This is a genomic window from Herbiconiux gentiana, from assembly GCF_024978135.1.
Classification (GTDB): Bacteria; Actinomycetota; Actinomycetes; order Actinomycetales; family Microbacteriaceae; genus Herbiconiux; species Herbiconiux gentiana.
In genome coordinates this window covers 85,744-100,877 of record NZ_JANTEZ010000005.1, presented here as the reverse complement: position 1 = coordinate 100,877, position 15,134 = coordinate 85,744, and the positions used below count along the sequence as shown (strand labels likewise).

15 protein-coding genes are annotated in these 15,134 nt (G+C 72.5%); 7 read left to right on the top strand and 8 right to left on the bottom strand.

Annotation, left to right across the window (positions count from 1 at the left end; all coding sequences use genetic code 11):
- Positions 1-65: 65 nt before the first annotated feature.
- The 3 genes from NVV95_RS13400 to NVV95_RS13390 are packed head-to-tail and all read right to left on the bottom strand — an operon-like array spanning position 66 to position 3,912.
- Positions 66-1,136, bottom strand: coding sequence for an ABC transporter permease (locus NVV95_RS13400; RefSeq protein ID WP_259487056.1), 1,071 nt, complete (start codon positions 1,134-1,136; stop codon positions 66-68).
- On the bottom strand, positions 1,133-2,815 hold the full coding sequence (locus tag NVV95_RS13395) for a sugar ABC transporter ATP-binding protein (RefSeq protein ID WP_259487055.1): 1,683 nt from the start codon (positions 2,813-2,815) through the stop codon (positions 1,133-1,135). The genes NVV95_RS13400 and NVV95_RS13395 overlap by 4 nt, the downstream gene beginning before the upstream one ends.
- Positions 2,812-3,912, bottom strand: a complete 1,101-nt coding sequence (locus NVV95_RS13390) for a substrate-binding domain-containing protein (RefSeq protein WP_259487054.1) — start codon at positions 3,910-3,912, stop codon at positions 2,812-2,814. Before NVV95_RS13390 ends, NVV95_RS13395 begins: the two co-directional genes overlap by 4 nt.
- A gap of 179 nt (positions 3,913-4,091) precedes the next feature.
- On the opposite strand from NVV95_RS13390, the gene NVV95_RS13385 reads away from it, so the two are divergent.
- Positions 4,092-4,667: a 1,2-dihydroxy-3-keto-5-methylthiopentene dioxygenase gene (locus tag NVV95_RS13385; protein ID WP_259487053.1), complete on the top strand. Its 576-nt coding sequence runs from the start codon at positions 4,092-4,094 to the stop codon at positions 4,665-4,667.
- A 19-nt stretch (positions 4,668-4,686) separates the two neighbouring features.
- Here the strand turns inward: NVV95_RS13385 and NVV95_RS13380 are convergent, their stop codons facing one another.
- From NVV95_RS13380 to NVV95_RS13365, 4 genes are all read right to left on the bottom strand, one after another.
- Entirely contained in the window at positions 4,687-5,832 is a 1,146-nt protein-coding gene (locus NVV95_RS13380) for a VIT1/CCC1 transporter family protein (RefSeq protein WP_259487052.1), read from the bottom strand.
- A gap of 94 nt (positions 5,833-5,926) precedes the next feature.
- Positions 5,927-6,187 (bottom strand): hypothetical protein, encoded by a 261-nt coding sequence (locus NVV95_RS13375; RefSeq protein ID WP_259487051.1) that lies wholly within the window; start codon positions 6,185-6,187, stop codon positions 5,927-5,929.
- 75 nt (positions 6,188-6,262) lie between these two features.
- Positions 6,263-7,459, bottom strand: a complete 1,197-nt coding sequence (locus tag NVV95_RS13370; protein ID WP_259487050.1) for an acyl-CoA dehydrogenase family protein — start codon at positions 7,457-7,459, stop codon at positions 6,263-6,265.
- Complete coding sequence (locus NVV95_RS13365; RefSeq protein WP_259487049.1) at positions 7,456-8,139, bottom strand: histidine phosphatase family protein; 684 nt, start codon at positions 8,137-8,139, stop codon at positions 7,456-7,458. The genes NVV95_RS13370 and NVV95_RS13365 overlap by 4 nt, the downstream gene beginning before the upstream one ends.
- Before the next feature lie 92 nt (positions 8,140-8,231).
- On the opposite strand from NVV95_RS13365, the gene NVV95_RS13360 reads away from it, so the two are divergent.
- From NVV95_RS13360 to NVV95_RS13335, 6 genes are all read left to right on the top strand, one after another.
- Positions 8,232-9,641, top strand: coding sequence for an amidohydrolase family protein (locus NVV95_RS13360; RefSeq protein WP_259487048.1), 1,410 nt, complete (start codon positions 8,232-8,234; stop codon positions 9,639-9,641).
- Between the two features lie 92 nt (positions 9,642-9,733).
- Positions 9,734-10,012 carry a hypothetical protein gene (locus tag NVV95_RS13355; RefSeq protein ID WP_259487047.1) on the top strand — a complete coding sequence of 93 codons (279 nt, stop codon included), beginning with the start codon at positions 9,734-9,736 and terminating at the stop codon, positions 10,010-10,012.
- A 28-nt stretch (positions 10,013-10,040) separates the two neighbouring features.
- Positions 10,041-10,937: an FHA domain-containing protein gene (locus NVV95_RS13350; RefSeq protein ID WP_259487046.1), complete on the top strand. Its 897-nt coding sequence runs from the start codon at positions 10,041-10,043 to the stop codon at positions 10,935-10,937.
- 92 nt (positions 10,938-11,029) lie between these two features.
- Positions 11,030-12,004 carry an acetylxylan esterase gene (locus tag NVV95_RS13345; protein ID WP_259487045.1) on the top strand — a complete coding sequence of 325 codons (975 nt, stop codon included), beginning with the start codon at positions 11,030-11,032 and terminating at the stop codon, positions 12,002-12,004.
- Between the two features lie 34 nt (positions 12,005-12,038).
- Positions 12,039-12,923 (top strand): PPK2 family polyphosphate kinase, encoded by an 885-nt coding sequence (locus NVV95_RS13340; protein ID WP_259487044.1) that lies wholly within the window; start codon positions 12,039-12,041, stop codon positions 12,921-12,923.
- Positions 12,924-12,940: 17 nt separating this feature from the next.
- Positions 12,941-13,834, top strand: a complete 894-nt coding sequence (locus NVV95_RS13335) for an alpha/beta fold hydrolase (protein ID WP_259487043.1) — start codon at positions 12,941-12,943, stop codon at positions 13,832-13,834.
- Here NVV95_RS13335 and NVV95_RS13330 read toward each other — a convergent pair.
- Positions 13,821-15,077 carry a multidrug effflux MFS transporter gene (locus NVV95_RS13330; protein ID WP_259487042.1) on the bottom strand — a complete coding sequence of 419 codons (1,257 nt, stop codon included), beginning with the start codon at positions 15,075-15,077 and terminating at the stop codon, positions 13,821-13,823. The two genes, NVV95_RS13335 and NVV95_RS13330, sit on opposite strands and share 14 nt — an antisense overlap.
- Positions 15,078-15,134 lie beyond the last annotated feature (57 nt).

The window sequence follows — 15,134 nt, the reverse complement described above, 5'->3', positions numbered from 1 at the left end:
GGCTGGTCGGGCCGGGTGGTTCTGGTCGGGCTGGGTGGTCCTGGTCGGGCTGGGTGGGGCGGGGGTCAGGAGGCGCTGGTCGTTGAGCCCGCGGTGACGACCGTGCGGCGGCGGGAGAAGGTGAAGCTGAACAGCAGGGCGACGAGCAGCACGATGCCCTTGCCGAAGTCCTGAGCGTAGTAGGGCAGGCCCGCCATGGTGAAGCCCGTGACCATCACCGCGATCAGCACGGCCCCGAGGGCGGTGCCCCAGGCGTTCGGCCGGCCGATGCCGAGCACGCTCACTCCCACCAGCGCGACCGCGACCGCGTCGAGCAGCAGGGAGTTGCCGGCGGTGACGTCGCCCTGCCCGATGCGGGCGGCGAGCAGCAGGCCGGCGACCGAGGCGAGCAGGCCGCAGCCCATGTAGGCAGCCGTGCGGTACCACTGCACCCGGATGCCCGAGAGCCGCGCAGCCTCGGCGTTGGTGCCGACGGCGAAGAGCGCCCGGCCCCAGCGGGTGCGCTCGAGCAGGAACCAGAGCAGCACGGTGATGAGCAGGAACAGGATCACGGGGATCGGCACGGGGCCGATCGAGCCGCGGTCGAGCCAGAGGAAGTCGGCGGTGAACTTGCCGGGCGCCGTCGTGCCGTTCGACAGGGTCATCTGCGACGAGATCGACTTGCCGTCGACGATGATCAGCTTGAGGCCGACGATGACGAACATCGTGGTGAGTGTCGCGAGCAGGTCGGGGATGCGCGCCACGACGATCAGGAACGCGTTCAGCGCCCCGATCAGCAGCCCGCACACCAGCACCACCGAGACGGCGACGCCGCCGACCTGGTTGGCGATGACCATGGTCCACGCGGCGATCGAGACCGCGAAGCCGGCCGAGGCGCCCACGGAGAGGTCGATGCCGCCGACGGTCATCGCGAGCATCACGCCGAGGCCCGCGATCGCGGTGGGCGCGATGAACTTGAGCATGCCGAAGACGTTGTCGACGGTGCGGAAGTTGGGCTCGGACACCACGAAGAACAGGATCAGCAGCGCCGTCACGGCGACGAAGCCCCACTTCACGACGGTGCCCGAGACCCGCTCGCCCGCCGACTTCGTGGGAGCGGCCGGCCGGGCGGGCGGGGCCGTGGTGGTGCTGGTCATGGGGAAGTCCTTTCGGGGTCGGACTCGGTGGTGGTCGAACCGGCGGGGGCGCTCTCGCCGGTGGTGGCGGCGGGGGACGGGGCGGTGCCGGCAGCGGGGGACGAGGCGGCGGTCTCGCCGAGGAAGGCGTGGATGATCGTGGGGCGGTCGACGTCGTCGGCGTAGCGGTCGAGCTCGATGCGGCCCGCCACGAGCACGACGATGCGGTCGGCCACCTCGAGGATCTCGTCGACGTCGCTGGAGAAGACGACCGCGGCGGCGCCGTCGGCGGCGATCGCGGCGAGGCGGGCGCCGATCTCGCGGCGGGCCGCGATGTCGACCCCGCGGAAGGGCTCGTCGAGCAGGGCCAGGCGCGGCTTCGCCGACAGCCAGCGGCCCACGACGACCTTCTGCTGGTTGCCGCCCGAGAGGTCGTCGATCAGGGCGTCGGGCCCGGCCGTGACCACCGAGAGCGTGTCGATGACCGTGTCGGCGCGCGAGCGCTCCGACCGCCGGCGCAGCAGCCCGAGCGCGCTCGACTCGGCGAGGAACGGCAGCGTGATGTTGCGCAGCACCGACCAGCCCGGCAGGATGCCCTGCTTCTGACGGTCTTCGGGCACCAGCACGACCCCGGCGCGGATGGCGTCGGACGGCCGCTTCGGCGCGTACGCCGCGCCCTCGAGCGTGAGGCGTCCGGCCAGCGGCTGCGCGAGACCGCCGAGCAGCTCGGCCAGCTCGGTCTTGCCGGCGCCGATAAGACCGAGCACCCCGAGCACCTCGCCCCGGCGGATCTCGAGGTCGATCGGCGGGCTGTCGGGCAGGGCGACGACACCCTCGAGGCGGGCCACCGCATCCGTTCCCCGTGCGGCCGTGCCCCGCTCGTTCTCGAGCGCGGTCTGCCGGCCGAGCATGTCGTGCAGCAGCTCGTGCCAGGCGAACGGGCGGGAGGAGACCGACTGCACGAGGCCGTCGCGCAGCACGACGACGCGGTCGGCCAGCGCCTCGATCTCGCCGAAGCGGTGGGAGACGTAGACGATCGACAGGCCGTTCGCGCGCAGCGCCCGAAGCACGTCGAACAGCCGCTCGGCCTCGGCGGCGGTGAGCGCCGAGGTGGGTTCGTCGAGGATGAGCAGGCGCGGGGTGCTGCGCAGCGCCCGCGCCAGCACGAGCAGCTGCGCGTCGGAGATGGGCAGCGTCGCGGCGTCGCGCTCGAGCACGGCGTCGTTCCAGTCGAGACCGAGCGTGGCGAGGGCGGCCCGGGCATCGGCGAGGGCCTGCCGGCGGCGGCGCAGCGGATGCCTCGACGCCTGCGCGAGGTCGTCGAGCGTGAGGTTCTCGGCCACCGACAGGCCGGGCACGATGCCGTCGGCCACCTTCTGGTGCACGGTGGAGATGCCGAGCTGCCGCGCCTGCACCGGGGAGGACAGGTGCACGAGATCGCCGCCGATGCGGATCTCGCCGCCGTAGCGGGCGTTCGCCCCCGACAGCGCCTTGATCAGCGTGGACTTGCCGGCCCCGTTCGCGCCGAGCAGCGCCGTGATCTCCCCCGCGCCGAAGGCGAGGTCGACACCCTGCAGCACGACGTTCGACCCGTAGGCGACCGAGACGCCCGCGAGGGACACGACGCCACCCGCGGGAACCCCGACGGGGGACACGACGGTGTCGTGCCCCCCGGGGCGATCGGCGAGCGGGTCGGTCATTCGGAGACCGCGGGCAGCCAATCCGCCACGACCACGTCGTCGAGCGCCAGCGACGGCTCAGCGGCCCGCAGCTCCTTGACGTTCGTGACCTTGTTCTCGGCCAGGAAGTCCTGCGTGATGGTGATGGCGGGGAACTGCACGTCGGTCTCGTCGAGCTGACCGGCCAGGCTGAGGGCGAGGGCGCGCACGACTCCGGCGCCGACGGCCGCGGGGTCGGTGGCCGAGGTGGCGACCCAGGGGCTGCCCTCGGCGGTGATGACCTCGAGGTCGGCGTTGGAGATGTCGATGCCGTAGACCTTCACCGAGCTCTGCAGGTTGTTCTGGATGACCGCCTGCACGGCGCCCTTGGTGATCTCGTCGTAAGGAGCGAAGATCGCCTTCACGTCGGGGTTCTGCTTCAGGGCCGCGTCGACCAGCGGGATGTTGTCGGTCGCGGTCGACTCGGAGACCTTGCCGGTGGAGAAGACGACGTCGAGGTCGTTGTCGGCCACGACCTTGTTCCACACCTCGGCGCGACGGTCGAGCGGGGCGAAGCCGGTGGCCGAGACGTAGCCGACCTTGGCGCCCTGGCCGACGTCGGCGACGAGCTGCTTCAGCACGCCCTCGGCCATCGAGGCGTCGGACTGGCTGGTGGTGATGACACCGTCGGTGTCGGTGAGCGCGAGGTCGTAGACGATGACCGGGATGCCCGCGTCGACCGCCTTGGTGATGAGCGGCTGGATCGTGTCGGTCTGACCGTGGTCGACGATGATCGCGTCGGGCTTGGCGGCGATGGCCTGCTCGAGGTCGCTCGCCTGCTTCGCGTTGTCGTTGCGGGCGTCGGTGACCTGCAGGTCGATGTTGGCGAACTCCGCCTGGGCGGCCGCGCCGGCGCCCCAGGCCTCGAAGAAGTCGCCGGCGCCGCTCTGGCGCACCAGCGCCACGGTGACCGGGTCGCCGTCGAAGGGCGAGGGGAGGGCGGCCGAGGCGGTGGGCTTCGCCGCCGAGTCGGACGAGGACGCTTCGGACGAGGTGCTCGACTGCGCGCAGCCGGAGAGGACGAGGAGGCCGGCGGCGGTGAGGGCCGTGACGGCCGCAGCTCTGCGGAGGATGGCCATGGAGTGCTCCTTCGGGACGAGGAATGTGGGGTGAGGAGGGTGCAGTGGGTGCGGGTGCAGCTCGATTCAAGACCTCGCGTGCGTGTCGCGGCGAATCGTGTTGCGCTCTGTTACCTTCACGGGCCTTCGAGATGGATGTGCAGGAGGAGACGCCGAGCGCGCGGGATTACGATGAGCACATGACCCTGCTGACCGTGTGGAACGACACCGACCCCACCACTCCCGCGCTGCAGACGCGCGACTTCGACACCATCCACGAGGTGCTCGCCGGCCTGAACGCCCGCTTCAGCCGCTGGGAGCTCAAGGAGCTCTCGGCCGAGCCCACGCAGGAAGAGGTGCTCGAGCTCTACCGCGACGAGATCGCCGGCGTGAACACCGACCACGGCTACACGCTCGTCGACGTCGTCTCGATCACCCCCGCCGACACCGACGAGTACCGGGCGCAGGCCGCCGAGGCGCGCCAGAAGTTCCTCAGCGAGCACCAGCACGACGACGACGAGGACCGCTTCTTCGCGCGCGGCTCCGGCGTGTTCTACCTGCACGCCCAGGGCAAGGTGCACGCCGTGTTCTGCGAGGCCGGCGACCTGCTCTCGGTGCCGAAGGACACGACGCACTGGTTCGACATGGGCACCAACCCCGACTACGTCTCGGTGCGCTTCTTCCACGACGACGACGGCTGGGTGGGCCACTTCACCGGCAGCGACGTGGCCACGAAGTTCGCCACCTACGACGAGCTGGCCTCCGTACCCGCCTGAGCGTGCCGAACGGGGCGGCTCAGGACTGCGTCGCCCCGAACGCCAGCCCCAGCACGTAGGTGACGGCCGCCGCGCCGAACCCGATCGCCAGCTGCCGCAGCGCCCGGCGCAGCGGCGGACCGCCCGAGAGCAGCCCGACGACCGCCCCCGTGCCGAGCAGCGCGAGCCCCACGAGCACCGACGCGATCAGCACGGCCACAATTCCCGAGAGCCCGAACAGGTAGGGCAGCACCGGGATGATCGCACCCGAGGCGAAGAAGCAGAACGACGAGATCGCGGCCTGCCAGGCGGTGCCGATCTCCTCGTGCTCGTCGCCATCCGTCGCCCCGCCCGTGATGGTCGGCGCCGTGACCCCGGCGTCGCCCGCCCGCTGGATGCGGATGGCCGAGGTCGTGGTCGACAGGCCCCCGAAGACGTCGGCGGCTTTCGCGGCGGCGTCGACCGAGCTCATGCCCCGCGCCCGGTAGACGAGCGCCAGCTCGTTCGCGTCGACGTCGAGCTTGGGCACCGCCGTGTGCGCGTCGGGATCGGGCGTCGAGGCCGCGAGGAGCTCGCGCTGCGACCGCACCGAGACGAACTCGCCGGCGCCCATCGAGAGCGCGCCGGCCAGCAGCCCTGCGACGCCGGTGGCCAGCACGACCGTGCTCGAGACGCCGGTCGCCCCGATGCCGAGCACGAGGGCGAGGTTCGACACCAGTCCGTCGTTCGCCCCGAAGACGGCGGCGCGGAAGGTGCCCGACAGGCGGCCGCGTCCCCGCGCGGCGAGACTGCGCACGACCTCGCCGTGGATGCGCTCGTCGGCTGCCATCGCCGCGGTCGCGTCGACGTCGGTCTCGTAGGGCGAACGCGCCTCGGCCCGCTGCATCAGCGCGAGCACGAACACCGAACCGAAGCGCCGCGCGAACACGGCGAGCAGGCGGGTGCGCAGGTCGGCCCGGCGCGGCTTGCCGACGTCGTCGCCGAGCAGCTCGAGCCAGTGCTCCTCATGCCGCCCCTCGGCGTCGGCCAGGGCGTCGAGGATCTCGCGCTCCGACCCGGTCTTGCGCTGGGCCAGTTCACGGTAGACCCGGGCCTCGGCCCGTTCGTCGGCGAGGTACTGGCGCCAGCGGCGCAGTTCGGCGGGGGTCGGCGGGGTGGGCGAGGGGCGCTCGGGCGTAGACGTCATCGAGACCCAAGTGTGTCAGTCGCCCGTCGAGCACCCCGCCCGAACGCCGCCTTTCCCAGTATTTCGAGCCGCCGAAAGGTGAGCCGGGTGCGCGTTAGGAGTCTTCGGTGCGCAGATCCTGCGGGGCCGCATGCCCGACGGGCGACGAGGCGTCGCTGGCCGCATCGGGCCCCGGTGCGATCGTCGGGTCGGGCTCGGCCTCGCCCTCCGGCTCGTCGCCGTCGAGGCCCGACGGCAGCACGGTCTCTCCGGCGGTGGCCGCCGTGCCCGCACCCTCGGGCAGCAGCTCGTCGGCGTCGCCGTGTCCGTAGTCGCGACCCTCGCGGTCGTCGTCGGGCGTGATGCTGTCGGTCATGGTTCCGCTCCTCACCGGGCGGCCGTTCACCGCCCCGGAGTTCCAGCCCACCACCCTGAGCGCGGCGCGCAACCCCTAGCTGTAGCCCGACGGCGTCGGGAACAGGCCCTGCAGCGCATGGTCGCCGACCTCCTGAGCCTTGTATGCGACGGGGTCGTGCAGCGTGATCGTGCGGGCGTTCCGCCAGAACCGGTCGAAGCCGTACGACTCCCCGGTGGCCCGCGCCCCGGTGAGTTCGAACAGCCGCGAGGTGACGTCGAGCACGGTCGTCGTCGACACGACCTTGGCCGCCGCGATCTCCACCGCGACCTCGCCGCGCTCGGCGTCGGTGAGGTCCCAGCCGCGGTCGGCCGCCTCGACGAGGGCGTCCGTGGCACGCCAGGTCAGGGCATCCGCCGCCCTCGTCGCCGAGGTCAGCTCGCCGATCAGCTCACGGATGTACGGGTCGTCGACCGCGCGGTCGACGGTGGCGGTCGACCAGGGGCGGGTGCTCGTGGCGACGTACGAGGCGGCGGCCGCGAGTGCCCCCTCGGCGAGCCCCACGTGCAGGTGGTCGAGCGCGAGCTGGAACAGCAGGATGGACAGTGAGGCGTAGGGGCGGTAGGCCGGCCCCGCCTGCTCGCCGAGCCCGAGCACGTGCGCGTCGGGCACCGACGCCGCGTCGAACGACACCGAGCCCGAGGCCGACAGCCGCTGCCCGATGTTCGCCCAGTCGTCGTGGTGCACCACGCCGGGCTGCGTGGCGTCGATGATGATCGCGAGCTTCTCGCCGGTGTCGACCCGGGTGCCGGAGGCCGTGACCCGGTCGGCCACCTGGGCCCCGGTCGCGAAGAACTTGCGGCCCGACACGGTGAACCCGCCCTCGACAGGCGTGAGCTCGAGGCCCGCGTCGCGCGGGTTGCCCGCACCGCCCCAGAACCAGTGGTCCGTCGCGAGCCCGCGCTGCAGCTCCTCGATCGCCGGCTGGTTCTCGTTCAGCTGCAGCCGCCACGAGTTGACGTAGTGGTACGCGAAGACGTGCCCCAGCCCGGCATCGGCGCGGATGATCGGCCGCAGCGCCTCGAACACGGTGCGCCAGCCCAGCCCGCCGCCGCCCAGCGCGGTCGGAACGAGCGCGGGCAGTGCCCCCGTGGCGCGCAACCGGGCCACCTCGGCGAACGGAGCGGTGCCCTCGGCGTCGCGCTCGACCGCGACGGCGGCGAACTCGGCGGCCAGCGCGGCGAGGGAGCGCTTCAGGGCCGACGCGGAGGTGATCGTGACAGGCGCGCTCATCGCTGCTCCTCCTGCCACGGCGAGCGGTTCCACTGCCGCAGCACCTGGTTGCCGTGCTCGAAGCCGAGCACGCAGAGCGCGGCGGTGTCGAGCACGAGGTACTCGCCGGTGCTGATCGGAGCGCCGATCCAGGTGGCGGCGAGCGTGCGCAGGTAGTGGCCGTGCGAGAACAGCAGCACGTCCTCGCCGCGGTTCAGGGTGAGGTGGGCGCGGCGGATGATCGCCTGGTTGCGTCGCAGCAGGTCGGCCGCCTGCTCGCCGACGCCCTCGGGCGTGGGCTGCACGCCGTCGCGCCAGAGGTTCCAGTCGTCGCCGTAGGCCGCGCTGATCTGCGGGCTGGTCAGGCCCTCGTACGCGCCGTAGTCCCACTCGACGAGGTCGGCGTCGGTCTCGACGTCGGGGTAGCCGACGATCGCGGCCGTCTCGACCGCGCGGCGCCGCGGGCTCGAGAGCACGAGGCCGAAGCGGCGGCCGGCGAGCACCCGCCCGACCGCCGCCGCCTGCTCCTCACCGCGCGCGGTGAGGGGGATGTCGGTGCGCCCGGTGTGCCGCCCGTCGAGGCTCCACTCCGTCTCGCCGTGCCGCACGAGCACGACCTGCGGTGCGGTGCCGCGCGCGGCGTTCTTGAAGGTCTCGCCCGCGTCGGGGTGGTCGGGCGGGAGAGCGGCGGGATGCATCATGCGGGAGTCCTTCGACGAGGGGGCGGGAAGAGCGCCCCGTCCAGGCTAGCGCCCGAAACATGGCCGCAATCCGGGCCGGGCATCATGGCGTCATGAGCGAATCCGGCACCCTCCTGACCATCGTGAACGCCGTCGTCATCCCGATGGCCGACGACCGCGACTGGTTCCGCGGCTGGCTGGCGGTCGGAGCCGACGGCCGCATCGAGGCGATGGGGGAGGGGGCGCTCCCGCCCGGGCGCGAGTCGATCGGCTCGGGCGAGGTGCTCGACGCGAAGGGCGCGTTCCTCGCACCGGGCTTCGTCTCGGCGCACAGCCACATCTTCACCAGCGGGATGCGCGGCATGACCCCGGGCGAACCGCTCTACGGCTGGGTCGGCGAGCAGAGCACCTTCATCGCCGGCGCCGACGAGGAGGACGTGTACTGGTTCACCCTGCACGGCTGCCTCGACTTCCTCGGGAACGGGGTGACGAGCGCCTACAACTTCACCGACTCGCGGGTCGTCGGCAAGTACGACGCCGAGACCGACCGCCGCGAGATCTACGCCGTGCGGCCCGAGGCGTACCTGCACCGTCAGTTCGACGCGGCGCGGGACGCGGGGCTCCGGACGATGAACGCGATCCGCCTCGACAGCGAGTTCCAGCCGGTCGAAGAGGCGTTCGACGCCTTCGGCCGCGCCGTGCGGTACCTCGAGGCGTCGGTCCCGCCCGAGCTGTCGCTCGGAGCATCCGTCTTCGGAGCGGTGCAGTGGTCGGCGAGCGCCGAGGCCGCCCGCGACGAGGTGCGCGCCATGGACGAGCACGGGATCGGCAACCAGGCGCACTTCCTCGAGACGAGCGAGGCGCTCGACCAGCAGCGGGAGAAGTTCCGCTGGTACGAGGAGGCCGGGGCGCTGCGGCCCGGCTTCCTGTTCGGCCACTTCGTGCACCCCGACACCTACATGGCCCGCGTCGCCGCGGAGAAGGGCGCCGGAATGGTCTGGCAGCCCACCTCGAACGGGCGCCTCGGCTCCGGCGTCGCCGACATCCCGCGCTACCGGGAGCTCGGCATGCCGATCGGCGTGGGGCTCGACGACCAGTCCTGCACCGACGTCTCCGACCCGTTCCAGAACCTCCGGATCGGGGTGTACACGCAGCGGGCGGTCAATCAGGACGCCTCGGTGCTGATGCCCCGCGAGATGCTGCGGATGCACACGCTGGGCTCGGCCGAGGCGCTCGGCGTCGCCGACCGCGTCGGCTCGCTCGAGGTCGGCAAGTACGCCGACCTCCTGCTCGTCGACCCGTCGAGTCCCGACACCGGGCCGGTCTGGGACGTGCACGCCCATTACGCCTTCGCCTGCGGGTTGCGCAACCTCAAGCGCGTCTACGTGGGCGGGCGGCTCGTCGCGGAGGACGGCGTCAGCACGAATCCGCTCGCCGCGCAGGCCTCGGCGGAGCTCCATGCCCGGGTACGCGAGGTGGCCTCGCGCTCGGCCGCGAGGAGCACCGAACGACTGGCCTGGTGACCGCAGCGAACGGCTGCTGAGAAGTCCGTCGAATATCTGGTCGCGGTCCACCTGATCGCACTACGCTCCGGGAAAAGGGAAAGGTCATCGCCATGTCTGACACCACGTCCACCTCCTCCGACCCGTTCGCCGACGCCTCAGGCCCCGAGGGCCACTCGATCACCGACTGGACCGACCTCGGTCGCGAGATGTGGTCGTACCTGACCGGTCGCGGCGCGGCCGTGAACTACACCTTCGTCGACATGACCGTCGAGGTGCCCCGCGACATCGGGCCGGATGCGCCGCGAGCCACCTGGAAGATCGACGGCACCCTGCGCGTCACCACGAGCGACGACACCGCTCCCGGTTCCGACCCGCACCGCGGGCTCTGAGCCGGAGACCCGGACGGGGGCGGGCGCCATGGTGCGCCTCGACATCGACCTGACCTTCTCGGAGACCGAGTCCGACAGCACCGCCGTGCCGTTCCAGGGCACGATCAAGGCCTCGGGCACCGAGATCGTCATTCACGTGAACGAGCCGGGCCGGTTGCCGGGCAACGGTCGCCGGAGCCTCGCCGACCTCACCACGGTCGCCGACGCGCTCGCCGATCGCGGCATCTCGGTCTGTCTGGAGGGCCCGGACGGCCCGATCCTGCACCTCGGCGATGTGAAGAACAGCCGGCTGCAGCGGCTCGTCACGCGCTCGCCGCATATCCGGCTCGGCGGGTTCCAGGCGCTCGCCCCGCTGCTCGTCCGCCGCAACGGCGATCAGGCCCTCACCTTCCCGCTGCCGCCCACCACGCCGTTGCCCCTGCTGCCGACCGTGAACCGCGTGGTTCGCCGCCGGGTGACGACGACGCACTATCTGCCCGGTTCGGGGCGACCGCGCCTGATCTTCACCGTGGGTTCCGAGTACTGGAACGGGCGGCCGCCGCGCGAGTTCGACCTGCTGCCCGGCCGCACGGTGATCGGCTCGGGGCCCGACGCCGATCTGCAGCTGCCCGGGCTGGCGCCCGTGCACGCCGAGATCCGGCACGAGGACGACGACGAGTACGTGCTCTACGACATCGAGCCGACGGGCGGCGGGCACACGAGGGAGCCCGGCCCGGTGGGCGGGAGGCCGCCCCGCGGCCGCATCCTGCGCACCGGCGCGCGGATCGAGCTCGGCGAGTGGCGGCTGGCCTACTTCCGCGAGGAGTTCGCCGACCACGGCCGCCCCTACGGCGGTCGCGTCGGCGGCGAGCTGTCGAAGCAGAAGAAGCAGCCGCCGCGCGGCGGGAGCTCGTCGGTGGCCGGGCGGGTGACCGATCCGAACTGAGGTCGGAGAGGGCATCCGCTCTTCGCTACAGTCGTGCTGAACCCGAGCACGTGCCGAGAGCGCGCGTGCCGGCCGGTGCGAAGGAGACCGCCATGCTGACCGACCTCGGTGAAGCCGAACTGGCCGAGTACGAGAGCGTGCAGACCGCTCCCGACGACTTCGACGACTTCTGGCACACGACCCTTGCCGAAGCGCGGGCGGCGGGTGCGGGAACCGAGGTCGTGCTCGTGCCCGTCGAGACGGGCCTCGAGACGGTCGAGGTCTTCGACGTGACGTTCCCCGGGTTCGGCGGGCAGGGCATCAAGGCCTGGCTGCGGGTTCCCGTGGGAGCCGAGGGGCCGCTGCCGGCCGTGGTGCAGTACGTCGGCTACGGCGGCGGGCGCGGTCGGGCCTGGGAGAACCTGTTCTGGGCGAGCGCCGGGTTCGCGCACCTGCAGATGGACACGCGCGGCCAGGGCTCGACCTGGTCGGCGGGGGACACCGGCGATCCCGACGGGTCGACGGGGCCGCAGATCCCCGGCGTGATGACGCGCGGCATCGAGAGCCGCGAGGGCTACTACTACCGCCGGCTGATGACGGATGCGGTGCTCGCCGTCGACGCCGCCCGAGCCCTCACGCAGGTCGACCCCGAGCGCATCGGCGTGGTCGGGGGCAGCCAGGGCGGCGGGCTGGCCCTGGCCGTCGCGGCCCTCGCCGAGGGGGTGACCGCCGGTGCCTTCACCACCCCGTTCCTCTGCGACTACCCGCGGGCGATCCGCATCACGGATGCGCACCCCTACAAGGAGATCGCCCAGTACCTGGCGGTGCACCGCGACCGGCTCGGCGAGGTGATGGAGACGCTGCGCTACTTCGACGGGGTGAACTTCGCGCGGCGGGCGCAGGTGCCGGCCTGGTTCTCGGCGGCGATGATGGACCCGATCACACCACCCTCGACGATCGCGGGCGCCCACCGGGCCTATGCGGGCGAGAGTGCGCTGCATCTCTGGCCCTTCAACGGCCACGAGGCCGGCGGACCCGACGAGGACGTGCTCGTGCTCGCCTTCCTCGCGTCGCACCTGCGCGGCTAGAGTTCGGGTGACGGTCACGAGAAAGAGGCAAGGGATGCCGGCACACGCTGAACCGCCGCGCGGGCGGATCGAGGGGCCGTGGAGCTCCAGGCTGCGGGCGGGGGCGCCGGGAGCATCCGTCGACCTGGCCGGGTTCGACACCGGGGCGACCCCCGGGGTGCTCGATAAGGACGACGGGGAGGCGAGCTTCCGCGGAACCGGGAAGTCGCTCGCCCGGCTGCAGGAGCAGCTCTTCGCCGCGAGCACGGTCGGCAACGGTGCCCCCGCGCGCTCGGTGCTGCTCGTGCTGCAGGGCATGGACACCGCGGGCAAGGGCGGCGTGGTGAAGAAGGTCGCCGGCTCGGTCGATCCGCAGGGGGTCTCGCACCACGCGTTCAAGGCGCCGACCGAGGAGGAGCGGGCGCACCCGTTCCTCTGGCGCGTCGAGAAGCAGCTGCCGGCGCCCGGGCAGATCGGGGTGTGGGACAGATCGCACTACGAGGACGTGCTCGTGCCCCGCGTGCACGGCACCCTCTCGGCGGCCGCCATCGACGACCGCTACGCGACCATCAACGCCTTCGAGCGCCGGCTGGTCGAGTCGGGCACGACGATCGTCAAGGTGTTCCTGCACCTCGGTTACGACGAGCAGCGCAAGCGCCTGCTGCGCCGGCTCGACCGCTCCGACAAGCACTGGAAGTTCAGCCCGGGCGACGTCGACGACCGGGCGCACTGGCCGGCCTTCCAGGAGGCCTACGAGGCGGCGCTGACCGCCACGAACACCGAGCCGGCGCCGTGGTTCGTGGTGCCGGCCGACCACAAGTGGTTCTCGGCCCTCGCCGTGCAGCAGCTGCTCGAGGAGGCGCTCACCGGGCTGCAGCTGCGCTGGCCGACGGCGTCGTTCGACGTCGAGCGGGAGCGGGAGCGGCTGCTCGCCACCTGAGCGGGTATCGTTCGAGAATGAGCCAGGGCCTCCGCCGCCGCATCGCCCTCGGCGACGGGCGAGCGCTGGCCTACCGGGTCTACGGCGACCCGCACGGTGAACTGGTGCTGAGCTGCCACGGCGGGCTGATGAGCGGGCTCGACGCCGCCACCGGCCACGAGGTCGCTCGCGCGCTCGGCATCGCGCTGGTCTCGCCCGACCGGCCCGGCATCGGCGGCAGTTCGCGGAGCCCCGGCCGCACGCCGCTCGCCTGGGCCCACTTCGACGTCGGGGCTCTGCTCGAGCACCTCGCCTCGCCCGCCGGCGGGGGCCTCGACACCTCGCGCTTCGCCGTCACCGGCTGGTCGGAGGGCGGGCAGTACGCGCTGGCGGTGGCGAAGGCCTTCCCGTCGAGGGTGTCGGCCGTGGCGGTGGTGGCGGGAGCGCTGCCGCTGATCGACCCCGCGGTGTTCGCCGAGCTCAACCGCACCGACAAGCGGGTCGCCGGGCTGTCGCTGCGGGCGCCGACGCTCGCCGCGCTCGGCTTCGCGGCGACCCGGGGCCTCGCGCGCGCCTTCCCGCGGCTCACCGCCGAGGCCTCGGCCGCCGCCCTCGACGCGAGCGACACGGTGCTGCTCGCCCGGCACTCGGCCTGGTTCGCCCGCTGCGTGGCCGAGGGGGTCGCCGACCCGCGCGGCGCGGTCGACTCGTACCGCGCCTTCGTGGGGCCGTGGGGCTTCCCGCCCGCCTCGGTGACCGTGCCCGTCGTGGTGCACCAGGGCTCGGCCGACCGCCTGATCCCGGCGGCCTGGGCTGCCCGGCTGGTCGAGGTGCTGCCGGATGCGCGGCTGCGCAGCTACCCGGACGAGGGGCACTTCATCGTGCTGAGCCGCCGCGCGGAGGTGCTGTCGTCGCTCCTCAGCCCTGCGTGACCCGGTCGGCCTCGGCGGCGGGCACGGCACGGGGACGCGGGCGCAGGCACAGGGCGAGCAGCACGGCGCCGACGACGGCGCAGCCGACGTAGATGAGGGACAGGGGCACCTGGTTCCGGTCGTGCAGGCCCGACGCGAGGCCCATCGTGGCGGCGACGACGAGGTAGCAGACGGCGCTGGCGAGGCCGCCGATGAGGCCCAGGTTGCGGTCGAAGAGGCCGAGGGCGAGCCCGTAGGCGAGCGGGCACAGGGCGCCGCAGCCGAGCATCACGAAGACGGCCCCGATCGTGAGCAGCAGGAGGTCGGGCCCGACTGTGAGACCGCTGACGAGCAGCACGGCGGTGCCGACGACGAAGGACCCCAGGGCCGTGAACCCGAGGGTGCGGGGCGAGATGCGGGTGGCGAAGGCGCCGGTGGCCAGCTCACCGCCGAGATTCGCCGCACCGATGACCAGGGCGATGGCGCCGTACTGGAAGGGCGTCAGGCCGAGCACCTTCTCGTAGAGCAGCGGGGCGACGATACCGAACAGCAGCTGGGCGCTGGCGAACACCGCGAACGCGAGGGTCAGCCCCAGGAAGATCTTCTGCCGGAGCGTGCCGCCCAGCACCCGCGCGATGGTCTTCGGCACGATCGGCTGGGCGTCGGCCGGGTCGAGCGTCTCGGGCAGCACCAGCCAGACGACCAGCAGCGCGATGCCCGCGAGCACCGCCACGAGCACGAAGATGCCGCGCCACGACACGGCGTCGACGAGGAATCCGCCGATCGCCGGGGCGATCACCGGGGCCAGTCCCCACGAGGCGCCGAGCAGGCCCGAGAGCGAGGTGAGCTTCGCGCCCCGGGTGGTGTCGGCGGCGACGGCGTAGACGAGCACCATGCACGCGCATCCGCCCACCCCCTGGAGGAAGCGGAGCACCAGCAGCACCGCGATGTCGGTGGTGAACGCGATGCCGACGCTCGTGACGAGCAGCAGGGCCAGGCAGACCAGCAGGGTCGGGCGCCGGCCTTTCGCGTCGGCGATCACGCCCACCGGGATGAGGCCGAGGCTCATGCCGAGCACGTAGACCGTCACGGTGTTCTGCACGAGCGTCGACGTGGTGCCGAGCTCGGTGATCATCGTCGGGATGGCGGGGGTGTAGATGTCGATCGGCGCCTGGCTGAGCGGGATGACGCCGAGCAGGATGGCGACGAGCACGCGTCGGCTCGGCATGCGGGGGCCTCGGCGCACCGCGGTCGTGTCGGTCATCGGTCTCCCCCTGGTCGCTGCCGCGGGCTGCACCCGGCTGCCGTCAGCCTAGGGGTG